General features: G+C 40.6%; 18 protein-coding genes. 5 read left to right on the forward strand and 13 right to left on the reverse strand.

From position 1 onward, the window contains the following. Positions 1–27 precede the first annotated feature (27 nt). From BUC20_RS29045 to BUC20_RS29065, 5 genes are all read right to left on the reverse strand, one after another. Positions 28–2,325: a Tex family protein gene (locus BUC20_RS29045; protein WP_073236846.1), complete on the reverse strand. Its 2,298-nt coding sequence runs from the start codon at positions 2,323–2,325 to the stop codon at positions 28–30. A gap of 173 nt (positions 2,326–2,498) precedes the next feature. After that, positions 2,499–3,485 carry a pyruvate dehydrogenase complex E1 component subunit beta gene (locus tag BUC20_RS29050; protein WP_073236849.1) on the reverse strand — a complete coding sequence of 329 codons (987 nt, stop codon included), beginning with the start codon at positions 3,483–3,485 and terminating at the stop codon, positions 2,499–2,501. A gap of 67 nt (positions 3,486–3,552) precedes the next feature. Beyond that, a complete protein-coding gene (locus tag BUC20_RS29055) occupies positions 3,553–3,909 on the reverse strand; it encodes a bleomycin resistance protein (RefSeq protein ID WP_084529412.1) in 357 nt (118 codons plus the stop codon). 12 nt (positions 3,910–3,921) lie between these two features. Further along, a complete protein-coding gene (locus BUC20_RS29060) occupies positions 3,922–6,834 on the reverse strand; it encodes a PD-(D/E)XK nuclease family protein (protein ID WP_073236855.1) in 2,913 nt (970 codons plus the stop codon). 2 nt (positions 6,835–6,836) lie between these two features. Then, complete coding sequence (locus tag BUC20_RS29065; protein ID WP_073236859.1) at positions 6,837–10,076, reverse strand: UvrD-helicase domain-containing protein; 3,240 nt, start codon at positions 10,074–10,076, stop codon at positions 6,837–6,839. A gap of 230 nt (positions 10,077–10,306) precedes the next feature. Here BUC20_RS29065 and BUC20_RS29070 point away from each other — a divergent pair, with 230 nt between their 5' ends. Then, on the forward strand, positions 10,307–10,804 hold the full coding sequence (locus BUC20_RS29070) for a thioredoxin family protein (RefSeq protein ID WP_073236862.1): 498 nt from the start codon (positions 10,307–10,309) through the stop codon (positions 10,802–10,804). A 58-nt stretch (positions 10,805–10,862) separates the two neighbouring features. Here BUC20_RS29070 and BUC20_RS29075 read toward each other — a convergent pair whose 3' ends face one another. The 3 genes from BUC20_RS29075 to BUC20_RS29085 all read right to left on the reverse strand — a co-directional run bounded on the left by BUC20_RS29075 (position 10,863) and on the right by BUC20_RS29085 (position 14,278). Beyond that, positions 10,863–12,569, reverse strand: coding sequence for a glycoside hydrolase family 3 protein (locus tag BUC20_RS29075; protein WP_073236865.1), 1,707 nt, complete (start codon positions 12,567–12,569; stop codon positions 10,863–10,865). 151 nt (positions 12,570–12,720) lie between these two features. Next, a complete protein-coding gene (locus BUC20_RS29080; protein ID WP_073236868.1) occupies positions 12,721–13,368 on the reverse strand; it encodes a porin family protein in 648 nt (215 codons plus the stop codon). Between the two features lie 295 nt (positions 13,369–13,663). Further along, on the reverse strand, positions 13,664–14,278 hold the full coding sequence (locus BUC20_RS29085; RefSeq protein WP_073236871.1) for a porin family protein: 615 nt from the start codon (positions 14,276–14,278) through the stop codon (positions 13,664–13,666). Positions 14,279–14,609: 331 nt separating this feature from the next. Here BUC20_RS29085 and BUC20_RS29090 point away from each other — a divergent pair, with 331 nt between their 5' ends. Further along, positions 14,610–15,341: an MIP/aquaporin family protein gene (locus BUC20_RS29090; protein WP_073236874.1), complete on the forward strand. Its 732-nt coding sequence runs from the start codon at positions 14,610–14,612 to the stop codon at positions 15,339–15,341. 65 nt (positions 15,342–15,406) lie between these two features. Here BUC20_RS29090 and BUC20_RS29095 read toward each other — a convergent pair whose 3' ends face one another. Next, on the reverse strand, positions 15,407–16,417 hold the full coding sequence (locus BUC20_RS29095; RefSeq protein ID WP_073236877.1) for a TlpA disulfide reductase family protein: 1,011 nt from the start codon (positions 16,415–16,417) through the stop codon (positions 15,407–15,409). Positions 16,418–16,539: 122 nt separating this feature from the next. Continuing rightward, positions 16,540–18,453, reverse strand: coding sequence for a hypothetical protein (locus BUC20_RS29100; protein ID WP_073236881.1), 1,914 nt, complete (start codon positions 18,451–18,453; stop codon positions 16,540–16,542). 145 nt (positions 18,454–18,598) lie between these two features. On the opposite strand from BUC20_RS29100, the gene BUC20_RS29105 reads away from it, so the two are divergent. From BUC20_RS29105 to BUC20_RS29115, 3 genes are all read left to right on the forward strand, one after another. Beyond that, positions 18,599–19,225 carry a 2OG-Fe(II) oxygenase gene (locus tag BUC20_RS29105; protein WP_234994620.1) on the forward strand — a complete coding sequence of 209 codons (627 nt, stop codon included), beginning with the start codon at positions 18,599–18,601 and terminating at the stop codon, positions 19,223–19,225. 117 nt (positions 19,226–19,342) lie between these two features. Beyond that, entirely contained in the window at positions 19,343–20,617 is a 1,275-nt protein-coding gene (locus BUC20_RS29110; RefSeq protein ID WP_143166966.1) for a condensation domain-containing protein, read from the forward strand. A 136-nt stretch (positions 20,618–20,753) separates the two neighbouring features. Next, positions 20,754–21,185 carry an SRPBCC family protein gene (locus tag BUC20_RS29115; RefSeq protein WP_073236887.1) on the forward strand — a complete coding sequence of 144 codons (432 nt, stop codon included), beginning with the start codon at positions 20,754–20,756 and terminating at the stop codon, positions 21,183–21,185. Positions 21,186–21,243: 58 nt separating this feature from the next. On the opposite strand, the gene BUC20_RS29120 is transcribed toward BUC20_RS29115, so the two are convergent. The 3 genes from BUC20_RS29120 to BUC20_RS29130 form a co-directional block, all read right to left on the reverse strand. Continuing rightward, on the reverse strand, positions 21,244–22,113 hold the full coding sequence (locus BUC20_RS29120) for a hypothetical protein (RefSeq protein ID WP_073236891.1): 870 nt from the start codon (positions 22,111–22,113) through the stop codon (positions 21,244–21,246). Positions 22,114–22,142: 29 nt separating this feature from the next. Further along, the gene (locus BUC20_RS29125) at positions 22,143–23,435 is read right to left on the reverse strand and encodes a radical SAM/SPASM domain-containing protein (protein ID WP_073236894.1); all 1,293 of its coding nucleotides are present in this window, start codon (positions 23,433–23,435) and stop codon (positions 22,143–22,145) included. Between the two features lie 96 nt (positions 23,436–23,531). Continuing rightward, the gene (locus tag BUC20_RS29130) at positions 23,532–23,723 is read right to left on the reverse strand and encodes a hypothetical protein (RefSeq protein ID WP_143166967.1); all 192 of its coding nucleotides are present in this window, start codon (positions 23,721–23,723) and stop codon (positions 23,532–23,534) included. Positions 23,724–23,812 lie beyond the last annotated feature (89 nt).

The raw sequence follows: 23,812 nt of genomic DNA on the forward strand, positions 1-23,812 counted from the left end.
GAACCTTTTCTGTTTATCTGAGAACTGTTACTTGAACATATTTTTCAATGCTTCCAGTTTCAGTTGTAAATCACCTTCCGGCTGTGCTTTTCCTTTTTGTTCCGGTTTATGTGCCGGCTTTGGTTTAGCATTGGCTGGCTTATTGAACGTTTTTGCTTTATCAGCCGGTTTCCCGGTGTTTTTCGATTTAGGTCTTGCCTCTCCTGTTTTCATCGATAAGGAAATGCGTTTACGCGCAACATCCACTTCCATAACCGTCACTTCTACTTTCTGATGCACTTTTACCACATCATTTGGGTTCGCGATGAAACGGTCTGACATCTGGCTGGTATGTACCAATCCATCCTGATGAACTCCGATATCCACAAAAGCACCGAAATTGGTAATGTTCGTTACAATTCCAGGAAGCTTCATGCCAATCTTAAGGTCTGAAACTTCATTCACCCCATCGGTAAAGCTAAATGCCTCGAATTGCTCACGGGGATCTCTCCCTGGTTTAGCCAGCTCATTCATGATGTCGTTTAGGGTAGGCAATCCGATCTCGTCACTTACATATTGTTGTAATTTGATTTGCTTTCTCAGCTCTGAATCCTTCACCAGCTGTGCAACAGTACAGTTTAAATCTCTGGCCATTTTATTCACCAGGGCATAACGTTCCGGGTGAACACCGCTGGCATCAAGCACATGTTCTGCATTTCTGATCCTCAGGAATCCCGCAGCCTGTTCAAATGCTTTATCGCCCAGACGGGGAACCTTTTTCAGACTTTCTCTGTTTTTAAATGCACCATTCTCATTTCTATAGCTCACGATGTTTTGTGCCAGCTGAGGGCCAAGTCCGGAAACATAGGCCAATACCTGTTTCGAAGCAGTATTTAACTCTACTCCTACCGCATTTACACAGCTCATTACGGTATCATCTAAAGACTGTTGCAATTTAGTTTGATCTACATCATGCTGATATTGACCGACACCAATAGATTTAGGATCGATTTTTACCAGTTCAGCCAATGGATCCATTAACCTTCTGCCAATAGAAACGGCGCCACGAACGGTAATGTCCTGGGTTGGGAATTCTTCCCTTGCCACATCAGAAGCAGAATAGATAGAAGCCCCGTTTTCATTCACCATCACCACTGTGATTTCCGGCAACTGAAGTCCACGGATAAATACTTCTGTTTCTCTTCCTGCAGTGCCGTTGCCAATGGCTATGGCTTCTACTTCATGCTTTTTACAAAGCTCAATAATTTTATCTGCTGCGTTCTTCACATTGCCTTGTCCGGTATGCGGGTAGATCGCTGTATTTTCTAATAATTTCCCTTGTCTGTCCAAACAAACCACTTTACATCCGGTACGGAATCCAGGGTCGATAGCGAGGACGTTTTTCTGTCCCATTGGGGCGGCCAATAAGAGTTGTCTTGCATTTTCGGCAAAGACACGAATGGCTTCTTCGTCCGCTTTATCTTTCGAGAAAGATCGGATTTCGGTTTCCATTGCCGGGCCTAACAGCCTTTTGTAGCAGTCCTGAATAGCCAGTTTCACCTGTTTGCTCCCCGGAGAATTCCCTTTCACAAACTGCTCTTCCAGAATAGAAATTGCGCCTTCTTCTTCCGGCATGGTCTCCAGCTTCAGGATGGATTCGTTTTCTCCTCTTCTCATGGCAAGCACGCGGTGCGATGGAGCCGCTTTCAGGGGTTCTTCCCATTCAAAGTAATCTTTATACTTGATTCCTTCTTCCTCTTTACCTTTCAGTACTGACGATTTGAAGGAAGCTTTTTGCTGGAAATATTTACGCATAGAAGTTCTCACTTCCACGCTTTCATTGACGATCTCTGCGATGATATCTCTGGCACCTGCAAGTGCTTCATTAATAGAATTCACTCCGAGTTCGGTATTCAGGAAGGCTGTTGCTTCTGAGTCAGGGTCAACTTTTCCTTGTTCCAGGATCATCAAAGCCAAAGGCTCAAGGCCTTTTTTTCTTGCTTCCGAGGCTCTGGTTTTACGTTTAGGCTTGTAAGGAAGGTAAATATCCTCGATCGTGGCAATGTTCGTTGCCTCGTTGATCTGACTTTCCAGTTCAGGAGTCAGCTTATCGAGTGCTGCCAAAGCTTTCAGGATTGCTTCTCTGCGTTTATCGAGTTCGCGAAGCTGTTGAAACCTGTCGCGGACCGCCGCCACCTGTACTTCATCCAGGCTACCCGTCATTTCTTTACGGTAACGGGAGATAAAAGGAACGGTTGCTCCTTCATCTAACAATTCAATAGTCGCATTAACCTGCTTTTCAGCTACCGCAAGTTCGGCAGCAATTATTTTAGAATGGTGACTCATTTAAAGATCTTTTGGTATTCTAACTTACAATTGGGGTCAAAATTAATTCTAACAATCGACATCCTCAAATAAATAAAATGTTAATGAATTGTTGTGCCCTGGTTAGGATGGATAAAAAAAAATCCCGCTGGGTTTTTGCCAACGGGATAATATCATAGAATATATTAAATAGCTTATTTTGCTACGTACATTACTTCTTTAACTGCTTTAATCACTTTTTCAGCATTAGGTAAGCTGGCTGCGATCAGCGTTGGTGCATACGGAAGTGGAACATCCGCACAAGTGATGCGCAATACCGGAGCATCTAAGTAATCAAAAGCATTCTTTTGAACGTTAAATGCAATCTCAGAAGAGATAGAAGCCAATGGCCATGCCTCTTCAACGATCACTAAACGGTTTGTTTTCTTCACAGACTCAATGATGGTTGCATAATCAATAGGACGTACTGTACGTAAATCGATTACTTCAACATTGATTCCGTCTTTAGTTAACTCTTCTACTGCCGGGTTTACCACACGGGTTAACATTTTACCGAAAGTAACGATGGTTACATCAGAACCTTCTTTAACCACATTTGCTTTACCGATTGGCAGGTAATATTCTTCTTCAGGAACTTCTCCTTTATCGCCATACATCACTTCAGACTCCATGAAAATAACCGGATCCGGATCAAGGATAGCTTGTTTTAATAAACCTTTAGCTTCGTAAGGAGTAGATGGAACCACTACTTTTAAGCCCGGGCAGTTTGCATACCAGTTCTCAAAATTCTGAGAGTGCTGAGCACCTAGCTGACCTGCATTTCCGGTTGGGCCACGAAATACGATCGGAATAGGGAACTGTCCGCCACTCATTGATAACATTTTGGCTGCACCGTTAATAATCTGATCAATAGCAACCAACGAGAAATTGAAAGTCATAAATTCTATGACCGGAATCAATCCATTCATTGCTGCGCCAATACCAATACCGGTAAAGCCCAATTCAGCAATTGGAGTATCAATTACGCGTTTGTCGCCAAACTCGTCTAACATACCCTGACTTACCTTATAAGCACCATTGTATTGCGCTACTTCTTCACCCATCAGAAATACGTTCTCATTTTTACGCATTTCTTCACTTAGGGCTTCACGTAACGCTTCTCTAAATTGAATTTCTCTCATTGTATATTCAAATATTAACTGTGGGCAAATATAACTATTGTAACTTAATTATAAAGTAGTGTTTTAATTACACTTTGTTTTCTATGGATTCTCCGAAATGAATGATGTTTCCATTGTTGTCTAAAATCGAGAACTGACGCATTCCCCAGGGCATTTCTGCCAGCTTACCATTGGGATGAACCACTCCCAGAGGCTCATATTGTTGATACAATTGCTCAACTTTATTTACATTGATATAACAACCGGTATGCTTTGGAATCTCCGGATCTGTGGTTGGCCAGAAGTGCAAAGAGATGTCATCTTTACTAAAAATCAGGTATCCATCCCATTCAGAATGGAAGGTAAAGTCTAATTTTCCGGTGTAAAAAGCGATGGTTTCCGTTGTATTTACCGAAGCGAGAATGGGTACTGCAGAGACAAGCATAGGCATAGTTTTTTATTTTCCACAAAGGGTGAGGTAAGGACAATACATGCAATTATCGGCTACTGTTGTGTGTACAAAAGGGACATCAGGATTGAACAATTCTTCCAGCTTTTGGCGGAGCAGATTGGTAAAATTTCCTTTCATATCGTCGAGTTGTTCGGCCTGGAGCAATACTTTTTTCCGGTTTTCCCTCAAATAGAACAAGGTTCCTTCTTCCCGCATTTTACGAATGATGTAAAGGTTGGGTTCTACCCCTGTGATTCCTTTAGCCTGTTCGTAAACGTATGTATAGAACAAGGTTTGCACGAGTGCCTTGTTTTGTTTATTACTTTCTGTGTCAAAAAGCTCTTCAATGGAAGAGAATCCGATTTCGTCCCTACCTGTTTTATAATCCACGATTCTCGTAACTCCGTTGCGCTGATCTACACGGTCGATGATTCCGAACAGGGTCAGCTGCCGCTCCTCTCCTTTCACCTTTATAGGAAAAGGGATGACATAATCTTCATCATTTTCCAGTTCTACCAGGGTAAAAGGGGCTTGATTTTCATCATGATCGAGGATGACATTTGCATATTCGGCTACGATGGCCAGCATGACCTGCTGCATTCCATTATGTTCCAGGATCTTTTCTTCCTCTTTGAACATCACGAAAGCAAAAGCACGTTTACACAGCTCAGTCAGATTTTTCCTGTTCTCTACAATTCTTTCTTTAGTGATATAAGGGCTTTCGGCCTGAAGTTTCTGGTAAAAACGCTCCAATACCAGGTGGAGTGTAGATCCAATGCTGTTCGCTTCCAGGTTTTCTGCCAGTTCTTCCGGCTCTTCTACTTTTGCAATGTATTTATAGAAAAACTGTACCGGGCAATTCAGGTAAGTGGTGAGGCGGGTTGCTGAAAGTTTAGCTGAAGGTCCCTCCTGTCCATCCAGATAAAGGTTTAATCTTCGGAGTGTCTCCCCTTCCTTTTTAATATCCACATTCGATTTTGACTCAATGGCAACGGATTGCGACTGGTCAAAATATTTAAAGGTATAACCGCTTTCGAATTCCAGCTGACGGAGAAAACGGCTGGGTTCACCTGTATTGTTATCATCCCCCTGGCCATTATAAACCAGGCTGACTTTCTTTGAACGCTGCAGCAAACGGTAAAACATATACGCAGAAATGGCATCCTGGTTTTCGATAACAGGCAGGCCGTAAGCCCTGCGGATGCTATCCGGAATAAAGCTTGGCGAAACATTGATCTGTGGGAGAATCCCTTCATTTACACCCAGCACATATACATGCTCAAAATCCAGGCTCCTGCTTTCCAATAATCCCATTACCTGCACACCTTGCAAAGGCTCTCCGCTTAAAGGAACTGAAATCCCCTGCACTGCTTTTTGCACGAGGGAAAGCACAAAGGAAAGGGGCAGCTGAGCGGCATAATCCTCCAGCGTATCGTGTAACCTGTTCAGCTCTTTTAAAGTAGCGCCAAACAAATCAGCCTCTGTTTGTTTTAAGGTTTTATCTTCCAGCTGGCGCTCCAGAATCAACTTAAATACCTTTTGCAGGTTATTTATAGCCGCTAATCCTTTATGCACTTTTGTAAAAAAGAGACTGGACAGTTCGTCATGATGCAAACTGAGCAGGGGAACCTCTATCAGTTGTTCTTTTAAAATTTCCTGTTGTACCAGATCTCTTTGTACCGCAGACACGCCGGTTAAAGGGTGAGACAAAAAAGCCTCCACTTCTCTGTAATAAACGGTATCTTTTTTACCATCAATCAATTGTGCCTGCACACTCAGCCAAAGGTCTGCAAGGCCAAAAATGGAAGTCGCCAGTAAAGGATACCCCATCGTGACGTTGAGGTCAATATTAGAGATCCTATCGGCATGCTGGTATTGCGTAGGAATGGTCTGTAAAACAGGGAGCAACAAACTCTCGTCGGCCAGGATCAATGCAATTTTCCCTGCATTATCTGCAGCATCCAGTAAGGGATAATCCTGTAGCAATTCCTGCTGAAGGATTTTTGCCTGTGCCGTTTGCCCCTGAGTTTTGTAAACGTTAATTTCTTTCTGATGGCTCCTGATCAGGTCTTTGCTTGCACCCAATGCATTTGGGAGTCCTAACTTTTGGATATTTTTCCTCAGGAACAAGCCCGCTTCCTGGGTATCATCCTGGAGGTAGTAATTATCAGTATCAAAATAAAACAAGGCCTTTTCGTCTTTGTTCCAGCGCTTAAAGATGACCGCTTCTGCATTGCTCAGGGCATTGAATCCGGCAAAGACCAGTTTCCCTTCCTTGAAATCATCAATAAAAGAAGGCCTGTCGGCTTTGCCTTCTGCCAGCTGACGATAAATGTAGGCCATCGTCGTATACCCTTTTTCCCTTAAGGCCTGATGAAAACCACGGTACAGCTTTGGCATACGCCTCCACATGCGGATAAACTGTTCCTGATGATTCTGTTGTTTGCCTGAGGAGAAAGAAGACCAGAATTGCTCTAAAAACTGTTGTTGTTCTGGTGTGAGGTGCTGAAATTCCTTTTCGATCACGGCAATATCTTCCAGCTCCTGAAACAGCTGATCCGCATTGACAAGGTCATTGTCAATTTGCGAAAAATCACTCAGGATAATCCTTGCAATGGGATAAAACACATCCGGGTTTAAGGCTTTTCCTCCTTCCTCTGCCAGGAGTTTATTGTACTCTTTTAGCAGGGTAAAAAACTGGGTAAAGCCATCGGCAACCTGTAAATGGGTAGACAGAGCAAAAAATTCCTGAATGGTAAAAAATGAGGGACTCCAGAAAGGTTTCCCAATGGTATCCGCCAGGTGATTCTGCAAATAAGGAACCGGCCTTTTGTTGTTAAAGACAACCGCAGCATGGTGTAAATCTTTACCTAAGCGCTGTACTAAATCCTCTGCTACTTCTTTTAAAAACGCAGTCATCTCTACACTAATTTTAATTCGGCACTGTGTGCATAAAACAAATAGGTTTGCACCTTCTGATAACCCATGGCCAGTAACAGATCACGGTAACCATAAACCTGCTTAATATGTGCTTCACTCTCTTTAAGGGTGAACTTATAGTCGATAATGACCACTTCATTTCCAGAAATAAGAACCTTATCCGGCCGGTAAGTTTTCCCTCTGATGTCTATGATACTTTTTTCATTAATGGTCTCTTTGCTCGTTCCGAGTAAGGCTTGCAAGTCTTTATGTTCCAAAACATTTACGGCCTGTTTTCTCAGATCAGGAAGTTCTTCTGCTTTAAAAACCCCCTCATTGAGCATCGTTTTCAGCACTTCATCCACCTCCGAAGCATTGGCAGAAAGGGCCAGCACTTCATGTAAAATGCTTCCTTCTCTTCCGGCATTTGTCCCGGTAAGCATTTCCAGTTCTCTCCTTTTTAACTTATTATTGAACACTTCACTAAGCCGGCCAGAAGTAGGATATTCCTGCAGGTTAATGAACTGCGGACGTTCTTCTTTAGGGCTTGATGAACCTGACTTTTTTACCACAGGTTCATCCACGATAAAGTTGCCCTCTTCGTTTAGCTGTTCTTGCAGTGTCATCGCCATCAGGTCACCAATGGTGCTGATGGTATCTGTTTTTTTCCCAAGACAGGTGATGTACAGGTATTCTTTTGTCCTGGTTGTGGCCACATATAACATGTTCAGGGCATCCATGTTATTGTATAACAATTCCTCATAATAAGGAATTGCTACTGCCGACTGACCAAGCTCTTTGCTGTATTTTAAAGGGATACTTTGCAGCTGGTGATAAGGGGTGTTTGCTGTAGGCACCCAAAAGATGCTGTTGGGTTTTCCATTGATTTCCCAGTTACAAAATGGCACCATGACCACTTTAAAGGCAAGTCCTTTAGATTTATGAATGGTGATCACCTGCACCGCATCGGTGTTTTCTGAAGAGGGTAATGTTTTTCTACGGCCTTCTTCCTCCCAATAAGTAAGAAAAGAGGTGATTCCTTTTTCTCCCTGCCTGGCGAAATTTCCAGCCAAATCTCTGAGTGCAAACAAATACGGTAAATGCGCCGCCTGATTGGACTGGCTTAGTCCATATGCACGGATCAGCTTTTCCAGTAATTCCGGCAGCGGCTGTTGCATCCAGCTTTTCCAGTTTTCACAGAGTTCAGCAGGTAAAATATCCGACAATTCTTCCAGCCCTTTGATTTTCAGGTTAAATAAGGTTTCGGGTTTCAGTTTCTCGTTTTTCAACTGTGCATAGAGGCTGATGCAATTGGCTTTATATAAAGCGGTATTGTTAGGGAGGCCGGCCATCACCATTAAGGTATTGATCAGGATCTTCACCGCAGTGTTGTTTTCGATCAGTAAGGCTTCTCCGGAAATCACATTGATGTTGTTCTCCATTAAAGCATCCACAACAGCGATTGCTTCCGAATTAGAGCGGACCAAAACACAGGCATCACCTGCTTTATACCGCCGTTCTTCTACGATAAGACGTGTTAAAGTGACGACCATCCTCCTAAGGGCCTCAAGTTTAAATCCTGTTCTTCCCAGACTTCCGCCATCTGCATCTGTTTTTAAAACAGAAAAATCAATACTTCCACCGGAAGCAGTCCTGGGGGTAAGCTTTTGGGCCACTTCAGCATATACATCGGTGATGATATGACCAAGGCCTTTTTCCGCCCACCAGTTGGCGAGTTTTTGATTGGCCGACTGCTCTTCTATCGTATCATTTAACCTCCCCTGCATCAATATAGGCAAAGCCTTAAAGAGCATATTGTTAAAGAGGATGATATTTTCGGTGCTTCTATAGTTTTCTTCCAGATTGGCTGCCGTGACATAACTTTCTCCGATGTCTTTTTTTGCTTGCTGATGAAGGATGTTCCAATCCCCATTTCGCCAGCGATAGATGGATTGTTTTACATCACCAACAATCAAATGATCGATAAGCCTGCCATTGGCTTCCGCCATTGCATTCTTTAAGAGAGGTTTAAAATTTCCCCATTGATTGGCGGAGGTATCCTGGAATTCATCAAACAGGAAATGTCGGTACCGGCTTCCTGTCTTTTCCCAGATAAAAGCCGGGTTATCATCATCTTCTCCGGTAATCCCTTTTAATAAATTTTGGGCATCGCTAATTAACAGGTTACCACTTTCCTGCCGGTATGTTTTCAGCAAGACAGCCATTTCCTGCATTAAACGCAGGTAGTATAAGTTTTTATTGAAGGCCTGCGCCAGAATATATTCAGGTAAACCAGAAATATAACGCTGGTACAACTGGTCAAGCAAAGGGTTCAGTTCCGGATATAAAGAATCGTCTGCTCCTGCTTTAAACCATTCTTCAGGTTCATTTACCAATTTTGCTATGCTTTCAATTTTGGAGAAATCACCATCTGCTATTTTTGAAATGGCCAGCAAAGGGGAACGCGATTTTCCTTTGAGCTGATCGGTACTGATATTCGCCGATTCAAATAAGGTAAAGGCACGTAAGGCTTTTTCTTTAAGGTCGCTTTCAAATAAAGTAATTTGTTGACGGGTAGATTTGCTGTACTCCGCAAACATGACGTTTAGGTCATTGTGCTGAATGAGTTCCTGTATGGCATTGTCAAAAGGCTGATAACGTTCTTTAAAGATCTCCCCGGCAAGGTCTATGAGTTCGTTTCTGTAATTCCAGCTGATGTTATTACTAATCCTGTCCATCGCGAGGTCAATGATCCATTGAAGCAGGTTGGGATTGCTGTCCATCTGCTCATCCAGCTTATCGGCAAGTTCATTTTTTACTTTATCAAAGTTCATCTCCAGTGCATAACCAGAATCTAAACCCAACTCAAAAGCAAAGCCCCTGATTACCTTTTGTACAAATCCATCAATGGTGCTAACAGAAAAACGGCTGTAATCGTGTAATATCTTTTTATAAATCCTTTCTGATTTTTCCTGTAAAAGGGTTCTGTTTAAATCAGGATGGGCTTTTAACACTAAGACTCTGTAATCTTCGACCTCTTCCTGCCCCAATGCAAAACCTTTGAGCACTTCCATGATCCTGGTTTTCATCTCTTCAGTAGCCTTATTGGTAAAGGTTACGGCAAGAATCTCCCGGTATTTAGTTTCACCAGACAACAGCAAGGTTAAATAATGCGCTGTAAGACTGAATGTTTTACCGGATCCTGCGGAAGCTTGTAGTATTTTTAGAGGCTGTTGCGGCATTAGGTAAAGCTAAAATATTCTATTGAGGTTTTCATAAAATAGTAGACTACTTAATTAGTAGACAATTTTATATTCTGATTACAGAAAGATATCAATAGTTTCTTACTTTTGATTTTAGCGATGTAATCTGATGCCGCATGGATTATGGTTTAGCTTTTCAGACTACGAAAAGTTCTCCTAAAATACCAGAAGGCTGAAGGCGCTGCTAGTAAACGATAAAACAAATAACAATGAAAAGAATAGCTTTAATCCTTGTTGCTTTTGTGGCCATTTCAACAAGTGGCTTTGCTCAGGCGGCAAAAGAAACCGTAAAGATTTACAATCCTTCTGCGAATGCGCAGGCAGATATTGATGCCGCAGTAGCCAAGGCAAAAAAAGAAGGCAAACATGTATTTATACAGGTAGGTGGCAACTGGTGTTCCTGGTGTATTGCTTTCCATAACCTGGTAAACAGCACTCCAGAGCTTAAAACTGTGCTTAATGACAATTACGAAACGGTGTTGGTTAATTACAGTAAAGAGAATAAAAATGAAGCGGTATTGGCGAAATTAAACTATCCGGGACGTTTTGGTTTTCCGGTATTCCTGGTGCTTGATGGAGACGGGAAATTACTGCACACGCAAAATTCAGCTTATCTGGAAGAAGGTAAAGGTCATAGTGTTAAAAAAGTAACGGAATTCCTTAAAAACTGGAATGTTGCTGCACTAAAACCTGAGAACAATAAATAGATATTTTCGAAAGATCCTGCTGATTTGATCTCTTTATGGATCAAATCAGCAGGATTTTTTATTCCCCGTCGCCGTATTTAAATGTTCCGTTTACGGTTACTGGTAATTTTCCGGTAGGGACCAATTGGTTTTTAATCACCGAAGATGCTGCACGCTGCATAAAATCTTCCTTCTGATAAGCTACAATTAAGCCTTTACTGTTTTCAAGCCCTGGCAATGCGCTGATGTTATATGGGTTGGCAAACAAGGCGAATACGGCATTTTTACCTGACATGTCTTTGATGAACATTTTTAGATCTGCACTCAGGACCATTCCATTTCCAGGACGGTTCCTCATGTCATGAATTCCCACGATCACCTGATCAAAATCAGCAATGTCCCTCAACACTTTTGCAATGGCATTGGCGTTGGCGTCTTTATCAAGGGTATAAAAAGCGGAATTCTTATAATAGGTCCCAAGGTCTTTCTGGAAAGTAGTAATATTGGGAGTACCTATACTGATAATGATCGTTCTTTTTTCTGCTGACAATGTTTTTAAGTACTGCTTTCCTTTCAAAACAGTCATGGAGGCATCAGCCAATTGTTGTAACAGGGTTAAACTTTCTGCTCTGTTGACTTCAGCAGCAACATGATGTTCATTTATGGTATCCTTTACATTTAAACCAGCCCAGTATTTTGCCGTAAGGATTTTCTTAACGCTTTCATCGATCCTTTCCATGCTGATCCTATCTTCTCTTACTGCTTTTCTAACCAGCTTAATTGCACGTGCACTATTTTCAGAAAGTTCAAGAATATCGTTTCCTGCAATGATGCCCATTACATCGGCTTCTCCGTCCTTAAAGTATTTAACCACACCTTTCATGCCCATTGCATCAGAAATAATGATCCCCTTAAAGCCAAGCTCTTCTTTCAAAATCCCTGTCACGATTGGTTTGGACAACGTAGATGGCATATTAGGTGTATTGTCTAATGCCGGAATGTTCATGTGTGCAATCATTACCCCCGCAGCCCCTTCTTTAATCAATTCCCGGAAAGGATAGATTTCCAGGCTGTCCAGGCGGGCTTTAGTAAAAGGAAGTTTTGGAAGGTCATAATGTGAATCCACATCAGTATCCCCATGACCGGGGAAATGTTTCAGACTCACCAAAAGTCCACCGTCCTGCATCCCTTTCATATAAGCCGAAGCTTTGGCGGTAACATTGTATTTATTCTCTCCGAATGACCTGAAGTTAATGACCGGGTTTTTGGGATTGTTATTGACATCTACATCCGGGGCAAGATTCATGTGCATGCCGATACGTCTGTAATCTTTTGCGACTTCTAAACCCATTTTATAGAGGAGTCCTTTATCCTGTACAGCGCCCAATGCCATCTGGTAAGGATAGGAAATGGTGCTGTCCAGACGCATCCCTAAGCCCCATTCTCCATCTGAAGTGATGAGTAAAGGAACACGCGCCAGTGATTGATACTGATTTGTTAATACGGCTTGCCGGCCGGGTCCACCCTGGAAGAATACCAGGCCACCAATTTTCTCCTTTTTAACCACCCTTCCAATAGAATCTTCGTAAGCTTTTCCCATATCGGTATGGGCCCTTACAAAAAACATCTGGGCGATCTTCTGGCGTTTATTGAGTTTTTTAAAAACAGAGTCTACCCAATGGTTTGGGCTCGCTAAAGTTTCCAGGTATGTTTTTTTCTGGGCCTGAACGGAAGACAGGCCAGTCAACAAAATAAGAATAAGGGCTATAGGATACTTAAATTTCATTTAGTTCTGATCGGTTAAATCTCAAAGTTAAACAAAAAGCGTTCAGATAAAAGGAGGCAAGATGTAACAAAAGAAAAGAGAAAAAACGTTAAAAAAAGAAACCCGGTCCTGTTTAAAGGAACCGGGATCTGCTTTCCATAGGTAAATGGAATTAAAAAGTATAACCTAATGACAAGGCAAAGCCTTTATTTTTCAGTTTATCCTGATTAATGTCGTCATTAAATGTTTTCTGGAAGTCCATGGTATATCTTCCGTTCACGTTGATGTTAGGGGTAATGGCATAACCCAATCCTACTACACCACCTGCAATTGATTTTTTATAGTCTTTTTTATTGGTAAAGCTATCTCCTACCTGTTGACCATTCACTTTAAATGAAGACTCCTGAGACAGTAAGAATGATGCCTGAGGGCCAACAAAAACGGTTAGTTCAGGGGTAGGTCTATATCCGATCAGAATCGGTACATCCAGGTATCCAACTTTAGAATCGAACTCAGAAGTCGTATTTCCAACTGTTTCTTTCACCTTACCTCCTTTTTGGGAGTAGATCACTTCCGGAAGGAAGGCAAAGCCTCCGCCCATTGGCAAATCTGCATAAACACCAGCCTGGAATCCAACTTTAGAATCTGTCGAATAGCTTTGGTTACCGATAGAGATCTTACCCATGTTCATTAAATTTGCACCTGCCTTAATACCAAATCTCATTTGATCGTTTGCAGCAGATTGTGATTGTTGTGCTTTTGCCTGGAAGGCCAGACTACTCATGGTCAGACCCAATCCTATAATGAATAATTTTTTCATAGTTGTCGATTTTAATGTATTTAAAATTCGGGGTGGGTATTGTAATAACCATGCCAAAAAAGGCAATTAATCGGCTACACCCAATGAAACCATCAAAACAAAAGCGCTGACTTACAGACAATTAAAGTCAAATGTAAAGTTTAAAAAAGTTTTTCAATCCCTGTTTTCAGATTGTCCCAAATCCAACACATAATGAGATATTAATCAGGAAAGTAAGGGCTTGAAAAGAGAAATTCAGAAACAAAAAGAGGGGCCCATTTGAAGGGGCCCCTCTTTAATCTATTCTTTTCTAAAGTTAGAATTTTACACCCACACCTACAGAGAATACCTGGTTTTTGTATTCCGGAGTACGTTTTGTTCCGTCTTCATTGTTTTTCTGGAAATCAAGTGCATAACGTCCATGGAGATCAAATTTATCATTGATATCATATCTGAATCCAATCACCCCACCTACAAGACTCTTTTTAAATTTATCAGAATCTTCTTTGTATTCGTTTTCTACCACAGTACCAAAACGACTATCGAATTTATTTTTAGTCGAGGTCAAAAACGAGACCTGAGGTCCTACAACCAGATTCAATCCGCTACCTCCAACATTGATACTTGCCAGAATTGGAATATCAATGAAATGAGTAGTTTGAGTATACTCCCCAAGAGGAGTTTCTGCTTTATACCCTTTTGTAGAATACAATAGCTCCGGAGTAAACGCCAGTCCTTTGATCAGGTTGATGTCCAAGGTCACACCGGCATTAAATCCAGGATTTACTTTTGTTTTGTAATCGTTGTTTCCATCTCCCTTAATGACATTAGGAAGGTTCAAACCCGCTTTAACCCCTAACCTGATGGGGCTTTGTGCATTTGCTGCACCAGCGATGAATAGGCCGAAGGCCAAAATAATGATCTTTTTCATGTTGTGTTGTTTTATCCGAGGGTCTTAGAAAGAAATGTGCCAAGATTAAATTTTCAACTTAGTATCAACCTGAAAATTCCAGTTAAACCTTCTCTTAAAGCGAATTAGCGTTCATAAATGTATTGTCTTTCTTCTTTATGATTTCAGTCCTGTCCCGGCAGTAATTGTATCGAATTTGATACAAACATTTTCTGTATGCCAGAAAACAAAGTCAGAAAGCCTGAAAAATTAATAATTAACATTTTCGGTTTAGCTTCTTTTAGTTTCAGTAACGATTGTTTATACTTACGTATAATTACGATTAGTGTTATAAATCATTAAATCTATTCAGATGTCGGAATTTTCAGCCGAAATAATCGGTACCATGGTCATGATCCTTTTAGGAAACGGCGTTGTGGCCAATGTGGTGTTAACAGGAACAAAAGGGAATAATGGAGGCTGGATTGTGATTACAACTGCCTGGGCATTAGCCGTATTTGTGGGTGTAGTGATTGCGGGCCCTTATAGCGGAGCCCATCTTAATCCTGCCGTCTCGATCAGCCTCGCCCTGATAGGCAAACTGAGCTGGGCAAAAGTACCTGTTTATATCCTGGCCCAGTTTATTGGCGCATTTTTAGGGGCTTTCCTGGTTTGGCTGACTTACAAAGACCATTACAAGCTAACCGAAGATCAGGGCGCCAAACGCGCCACATTCTGTACCGCTCCTGCCATCAGGAATACCTGGTCTAACCTGACCAGCGAAATCATCGGTACATTCGTGTTGATCTTTGTGATTTATCATTTCAGTGATGCCTCAATGGGCGTAAGCAAAACACCTATAGGCCTGGGTTCATTAGGGGCCTTACCTGTCGCTTTCCTGGTTTGGGTAATCGGTTTATCACTTGGAGGAACGACGGGGTATGCCATCAATCCGGCAAGAGACCTCGGGCCACGAATCATGCATGCCATTTTACCCGTTCACGGAAAAGGAGATAACGACTGGGGTTATGCATGGATTCCGGTTGCCGGTCCGCTGATTGGCGCTTCCCTTGCTTTTACCCTCGATTATCTGATCAAAATATAAAAACCAACAAAGGGCTGCTGAACATATTTTCAACAGCCCTTTGTTGGTTTGAAACTTCTATATTTTTAAGGAGTTTTCGCCAAAGGAGTGGCCAATAGCTCCTCCAGCTTTTTATCTAAATCTTCCCCTCTCAGGTTTCTGCCAATGATCACTCCGTTAGGGTCGATCAGCACATTAGCCGGAATTGCACGCACACCATATAATCTGGCAGGAGCACTATTCCAGAACGCAAGATCAGAAACATGTGTCCAGCTTAACTGATCATCTTTAATCCCTTTTAGCCAGGCTTCTTTATTTTTATCCAGTGATACTGCAAAAATATCAAAACCTTTGTCATGGTATTTCTGGTAGGCTTTTACCAGATTTGGGTTCTCCCTTCTGCAGGGTCCGCACCAGGATGCCCAGAAATCAAGCAATAGATATTTTCCAAAGGAAGCAGATAGTTTAATCGATTTTCCCTCCGGTGTTGTTCCTTCAAAATCAGGTGCTTTTTTCCCGATCCCCACACTCGTTAAGGTATTTACCAGGTCTTTCAGTACTGCTACGTATGGTGTATTGGACAATTTTGGATCCAATAACTGTAAATTCTGCCTGATTTCCTCCGGGCTAAGCCGGTAAGAAAAATCTCTATAAAGCACATAAGCCGGAACTAAAGAACCTGGATTTTCTTTAATAAACGTTTCTATTTTAACGTCCTTTTGTTTTTTATAACTTGTAAATAAATCATTGGAAGCAGATCCGGTCACTACTGAATTTTTGTAGTATCCCTCCGCATCCAGTGACACATTTACTTTCCCTTTTTCTAAAAAGATATATAGGGGACTTTCGTCCTTATTTATGGCCAGGCCATACAGCTCCGGTAATTTCAGTGTTTTATTAAATTTGAAGGCCCCATCCTTTACCTCTGCAGAATCCAATGTAAAAAACATTTTGTTATCAAATTTCTGAAGGTATACCTTACCTGAGTTCTGTCCTTTAACTGTTCCGGCGATTTCTACATTACCTTTATCTTGTGCATACCCTGCTACATTGGCAAAGAGCAATGATAGTGCAGCTATTGTTAATATTCTCCTCATATATCCGTTGATTTATTTCGATCCTTTATCCGCCTTAAATGCTAAGGTAAAACAAAGGTAAATAAATAAACTACTAATTCCATAGACTTTAATGAATTGAAGTAGAAATAGATTTAAGCGGCTTAAAATTGTTTTCGGGAAATGGCAAGAGGGTCAGCTTGAATTGAAAGCTTACGAAGTTGTTCATTGGTAAGCAGCTCCAGCTGCATCAACATCGGCATTGAAGGATTAAGTTTCCGGATTTCGTTACGGTGTTGTTTCATCCAATCCACTATGATTTTCAGGTATCTGGAATTGGCTTTTCCATGATTTGTTTCATCGTTTAACCCGGACCCCAGGATACTTCCGGTTAAAGCCAATTTTGGATTAGAAGAGAAGATCACCTCCGATAATTTCGCCCTCAGTTCTCTTTCATCATCAGACATCTTAGCAAATTCCTCTTTAAAATAAAGTTGATCTATGGCATGCCTACCTTCATGGGCAAAGATGGTGGATTCCACACTCAGGCGCATGTTTTCAGCGATAAAGGCCAGATATAATTGCGTATGATCTAATCCTGTTTTTTTGAGGCTATCCATTATTTCTGTCGCCTCCTTAAATTTTATCTTCAAGGCTAGACCTGAAGGCTCCAGATATTCGTCCTGCGCACACCTCAGACTATCTTTTCTTTCGGTTTCCTGAATTCGTTTCATCATTTTTTGCTTTTCGCCTACATTGATCAGCCAGTTCAACCTTTGATAGGGATCACTCAGATAAGCCTTTCTGATTTGTACGATGGTAGAGTCGTTCCCCCAGCCCCCGACATTGGTTGCTCCATACCATGAGGTATAATCCTGTGAAATTAACCGGTCAATAGCTACGTATCTAAAATTAGCCTCATAGCCATACTGTTTGATCGTCTTCATTTCATCATGAACAATATGACCGAATAACATACTATAATAATTGACCGTTGTGCCGATATAACCATCTGCACCGAACCTCTGCTTAATCTCCTTAAAAAAAGCTGCTTCTATATATTTTTCCCGATGACCCAATTGCACCCAGAGTTGTTTTGCTGCTGTATTAATAGTTTTATGATAAGCAGAATCATAATTGATCCTACCCTTTGCGATTTCCGGATAGAAACGATTGTTTATAGCTGTAATCTTATTTACAAAACTGTTATAATGGAGAATCGGGCTTAATAACGGGTCCGAATACAACTGTCCGTTAGCATAATTTGACAAATGCAGGGCATAAAGAGATGCATATTCAAAAAATTTAGCTTCAGAAAGGGCGATGATCAGGTTGCGTTCATCAGATAAATTTAGTTCCCCTCCCGACCCTTTTTTTACCACTTGATCCATTTTTTCATAGGCCCTCCCTAACGCTGGGTTGATGTATCTTTCATCAGTGATAAAATAGTAAGACTTTATTCCACTCATCAGGTCTGGCCATTTTCTAAGCATCAGGGAAATCCCAATTAGCAGTTCCGTGGCATGCTGCTTTCCCGGCTGCTGCTCTAAAACTTTTTTTAATGTAGCAGACGCTGAATTTAAATCAGCATTATTTAATTGAAGTCCCTTCTTTATCCGCACAACATTTTTATGGTAAACGATGTCTGCATATAATATCCGGGCGTTGAGAAGGTCAATATCTGCCGTTGCCACTTTCCCCGCACTATCCGCATCAATTAATGCCGATTCATATTTTCCTTCTTCCATTCTGATTTGTCCCGATATCTGGTAGGAAACACTGGAGCTTAATTTTAGGTCCACTGCCTCGGACAAAAGCTTTAAAGCATGATGGCTATTTTGATAAATCTTCCAGTCCTGACTAGCCAGATTCTGCAAGGCGGTTACCCGCTCCTCCACCGGAAATGATTTATTGTACACGATCAGATGATAAATATCTCTACTCTCCTTAAGTTTAAACTGTTGATAGGCTTTCTTCGCAGCGAAAACAGAAATTTCTTTACTTTGGGCATTGCTGCCACCGGAGTATAAGAAATAGAATATCAGAATAAAACCAACTGAACGCTTAAGACTTTTCATTGTACAGGAATGCTTATTCTAAAAATACAATTCTATTTAGTTATTGCCAAGGAACAATGGCATCCAACAGAAAAGAGCTTTGACATTTGATACTGATTTACAAACACTTACCATTAATTAGAACTACCTTCACCAGATAAGGGCGATGATGCCCGAAATCGTGATGATCATTCCATTGGAACAAATCTTTAATCAACTCATTGATAGCTTTATAGAAAACAAAGTTGGTATAGCAGAACACTTTCTAAACGCAGACCTTGCTGCCCATTTAAAAGGCAATTTAACGCAACTTTACAAAGAAAACCTTCTTTTATCCGCCGGAACAGGAAACGACACACTGGTAGTACATGATAAATTATTTAGAAGTGACCGGATTTACTGGCTTGACCGGAAGCACAATAACCAGCATGAAAATGATTTTTTCGATTTGATGGACCGTTTCGTGAGTCACCTGAACAGCACCTGTTATACCGGAATCACAGGGTATGAATTTCACTATACCTTATATGAAAAAGGTAGTTTTTACAAAAAGCACCTGGATCAGTTTCGCAGCAATGGAAGCAGACAATATTCCATGATCATGTATCTGAATCCTGATTGGAAGATCAATGATGGGGGAGAACTGTGTATCCATCACCTGGATACCCTACAAAATATCTCTCCATTAAACGGTAAGAGTGTCTTTTTCAAAAGCAGTGAGCTCGCACATGAAGTTTTATTGACCCATAAGCCCAGAATGAGCATCACAGGATGGTTGAAGGTCATGCCATAGGAATTTTATAATTGTAACCGGGAGGTTTTAGGATGGAGAGATGATTAAGGTTATTATAACATTTGATTTTAAAGGATCATAAATTAGCATAACTTTAATAGAAATTCGCTCCAGGTTATGATTAAAAGAAAGCTCTCTCTAATTGAAGGTACGATGTATGCAGACGGCTGTACGGCTGTTAACGTAGTATCCGGTGTCAGAATCAAGGGAAATATTCCAGAAAAGGACTTACATGATGCCCTTTTGAAAATTCAGAAAAGACATCCTTTACTTAGGGCATGTATTGTAGAAGAGGAGAATGGCATTTCTTATTTTATGGAGCGAAAAAGCATCTCGCCAATTCCGGTCCGTCTGGTTACACGATATGGCGATGAGGATTGGGAAAAAGAGTCGATGGCAGAATGTCTTAGCCCTTTTACTTCAAAGGATCAGCCGCTGGCCAGACTGGTATGGATTCATTCAGAACAGATTTCAGATTTAATTTTCGTTTGCCACCATTGCATTTGTGATGGCAGATCAGTTTTAAATATGATGGACGAAACGCTTCGCCTGCTAGCTCAGCCGCGATTGGAGATAGGCGCTTATAGCACCTTTTCATCAGTTGAAGAATTTATCCCAGATGCAATAAAATTCAATAAAGCAAACATGATTAAAGTCCGGCTTTTTGCGAAAGTGGTAAACTTCAGTTTAAAGATTTTGTGTTTGAAAAAAGCGATCAAAAGAGACCAACCTTATTTCTTACATTGGAAGATAACCAGGGCAGAATCCTCCATGATTCTGGAAAGCTGTAAAGCGGCAGACATTTCCGTTAATGCGGCCTTATCTGTGGCTTTTTTAAAAGCACATCAGCAGATCAAACAGCTTAAATCATACTCCAGGTTATATTGTGCTGTAGATATGCGAAGATTTCTTCCTGAGGTAAAAGACGATATGTTTTTTGCCTTTCCGGCAATGATAGGTCTTAATCTAAAAAGTAACCTGAGCAGTAACTTATGGCCTCAGGCAAGGCTTTTTAAAGAAAAACTGCAAAAGGAGATCAGCAAGATAGACGTTAGCAAACTATTTATGTATAGCAATGGCCTCCTACGGACTGTTCCAAAAATGAGTAAATATGCCAAAGCAGAAAGGGGAGCTCATGATTTTACATTTTCCAATATGGGGAAAGTAACCATCAAAGAAAACTATGGGAAATTTGAAGTGCAGGCACTTCATACTCCTTCAACTGTGTTTCCCTTTGGAAATCCGACTACGCTGTCAAGTACCACATTCAGAGGAGAAATAGACTTTATACTTGCCTCTGATGAGGCCTTTTTAAGGAAGGAAGATTCCATGGCTTTAAAAAGGAATGCCATGGAATTACTAATAAACCAGGCCAGGCTCACACCGTGTTAAATAGTAATGTTAATTTTTTCAATGTCGTAAATTCCCCTTCATTTTGTCGTTTCTACCTATCACAAGGGGGAAAAACTTCCGCTAATTTTACATTATTCAATCATTAACCAGAATCATTCAAATAAAATTAAGCAAAATGGAAACAACAAATCAGGTCAACATCACAATTGAGACAATCGTAAATGCTCCTGTAGAAATCGTTTGGAAAGCATGGACTGCACCGGAACATATCGTACAGTGGAACAATGCCTCCGAAGACTGGCATACCCCAAAAGTAGAGAATGACTTGCGTGCAGGCGGAAAATTCCTTTCAAGGATGGAAGCTAAAGATGGCAGTTTCGGATTTGACTTTGCAGGAATCTATGACGAAGTAAAAACCAATGAACTCATTTCTTATACACTTGGAGATGATAGAAAGGTGAGCATTTCATTTAGTGGAAATGGAAACACCACAAAAATAACAGAAACCTTTGAGGCGGAAAACACAAATCCTGTTGAGATGCAAAAAGGTGGCTGGCAGGCTATCCTGGATAATTTCAAAAAATACACGGAATCAATAACCGGCTAGTTCTATATTACATAAAAAGGAAAAGCCTTTCGAATATTTGAATGGCTTTTTACTTTTATTATATATACCCAAAGTAATAGAGGTACCTTCCTACAACTTTTTTCATTTCCTCATCAAAAAGAGAATTGTCTAAAAACGCAGAAGCCTCTTCAACAAAGCCCTCTTCATTTCCATCGACAAGATCTCCAAACATACGCAGGTAACTGTCGAAGGCCCTGTAACGGGGATCATAAGGTGCCAAATGGTCAAAATTAAGTGTTCTTAATGGTTCAATAAATAATTTTATCCAGGAAACGGCAACTACTTTTTCTGTCTTGAACCGTGAAACGAGGCGGGCAAGCATTTCAGTTATCACCTGAATAAAGAATAAATACTGTGTATTTTCCACAAGTACCATCACCGGAACATTATGGATACTCCGGTTAATGTCCCAATTGCCTGCTTTATCATAAATATCGAGTACACATTGCGTGTGTATTTTTACTGTTTTTTCAATATCCCCCGTAGCCCAGGAAATCCGTCCCAGATTTTGTTGTTGTTGTATTTTACAGAAGAACAAATACTCATGATTTGCACTTTCAAGCTCGGTTACTTTTGCAATTATAAAATTGGACTTATCTATTGCCGATTTATAATCCTTGATCTTGTAATAATAATAACTGATAAAAGGCAAACAAAACACATTGACCAACTTTTTCACCATCGAAGCTGACTGTTCCAGTAAAGCATTTCCCTGCTCTAAATTCTGACTGGCCAAAACAGGATCCTTTGTTTTTATTAAGCTAAAACAGGCCGCATAATGCGCGTTGATCTGATCAAATATTTTATGTTCTTCTTCATTTAGAAGATCCTTTACCGTAAAATCCACATAAAATTGATAGGGACTCCCTACGATATCATAAGTACTATTTTCGACTAATAATTCCATAAAATTTAACCCGTTAAGACCTGTAAAATTTAAAGTAGAATATTTTTGACTTTTCTATACACAATATCATCTTTGACCTTTTGATCAAAATCGAAAACACAGTAGTCCTCTCCATTTGCCTCTATTGCAGCCTGAGAACAACCACCGTTACATAGAGGAAGTATATTACAGGTATGACAAGGCTTGTTTTTTAATTTTATACTCATTCTGTCATGATATTTATGATTCCAGACAATTTCCCCATCTTCATTGATTACACCTTCGCTATTTGTATCGGAAAAATCACGGGCAGTACATTTAAATACCTTACCATCATAATTTACTGTAGCATGGTTACTACGATCGGCATAACAGGAGTTTTGTAAAGTATCAGGAACATAGGCATTCCCCCCTTTCAGGCCTTTGGTACGAAAGAAACTGACCACTTCATCAGCCCGGTCATTCAATGTCTGGTCTTCTTCCTGCCATACCTTATGAAGGTTGAAGGTTAAAAATCTTTTATCCGCATCTGTAAGGTCTTGAAAATCTTCGTAAATCTCTTCAATGTCGGGCAAGTTTGTCTTAGTATAGTTTATCCTGACTATAACCCTAAATTCATTTCTAGCCAGTAATTTCATATTGTGCACAATGTCGTCATATGAGCCCCTGCTTTTTGATACAAACCTGACGGTATCGTGCAAAAAACGATTGCCATCTAAGGTGATTTGAAAATCGTTGAGGTCATATTTTTTGAACTCAGCGATCATATTTTCCTTAATCAAAAAGCCATTGGTTGTGATATTTGAACTTACCGTTACCTTGTACTTCTCTTTAAGGAGATCAATTTCCTTATAGATAGGCAACATGACCTTCTCAAAATAGAGTAAAGGTTCACCACCAAACCAGGAGATAATAACTTCATTAATCTTGCTATTTGCTGACAATACCTGATCCAGATGTTTAACAATATTATTGATGGTAGAGAGATCCATTTTAGAGTCCTTAATATGGGACTCATAACAATACCAACATTTAAAATTACAGTTCATTGTAGGATTAATCACCAGGTGATATCTGAATTCATCTGCATCAACCCGGTTCATAATTTCTCTGACCTCTTCAATTTCATTAGCGTCATCAGTCACAATATATCTGTCTTCGAGCAGCTTCTGAAAGAAAGTAGGGTGATAATTCCCAAGACCGTCAACATCATTTTCAGCTACAGCCGCTTTATATAGATCGACCAATGCAGGCTCTAATAAAAGTACGCTATTCGTTAAAGTATTGTACAATATGTGACTATTGTCAATCAGGAGAAAATGGTTAAAAAGACTATTTTTCATAATGATGAGATTTAAGATAGAAAGGGGGAAAACGCAATCCCCCTTTAAATTGATAAGTAGATGGTTTGCAAAAAAGAATCCGTTGAAACAACAGGACTAGGAACTGCAACCTGCTACCGAGTTCGGGCCACATCCAGTGTTTTTAGTGTTACATGGCACATTGATGTCATCAATAGGCGCAAGATGGTCAATGTTAGCACTTGCGAATCCACCAGTTAACTGGTCATTTTCAGTCTCAGAAACGCTTTGTAATTCATCTTTCAGTACATCCAGTACTTTCTTTTTCATTGAGTTTTTGTCAGTTCCCATTTTGTTGGTTGTTTAGATTGTCCTTACTCTTTTCAGGGTTTTCAGGGTTCCCCTTTTTATAGGTATAA

The sequence above is a fragment of the Pedobacter caeni genome, from assembly GCF_900129215.1.
GTDB lineage: Bacteria > Bacteroidota > Bacteroidia > Sphingobacteriales > Sphingobacteriaceae > Pedobacter > Pedobacter caeni.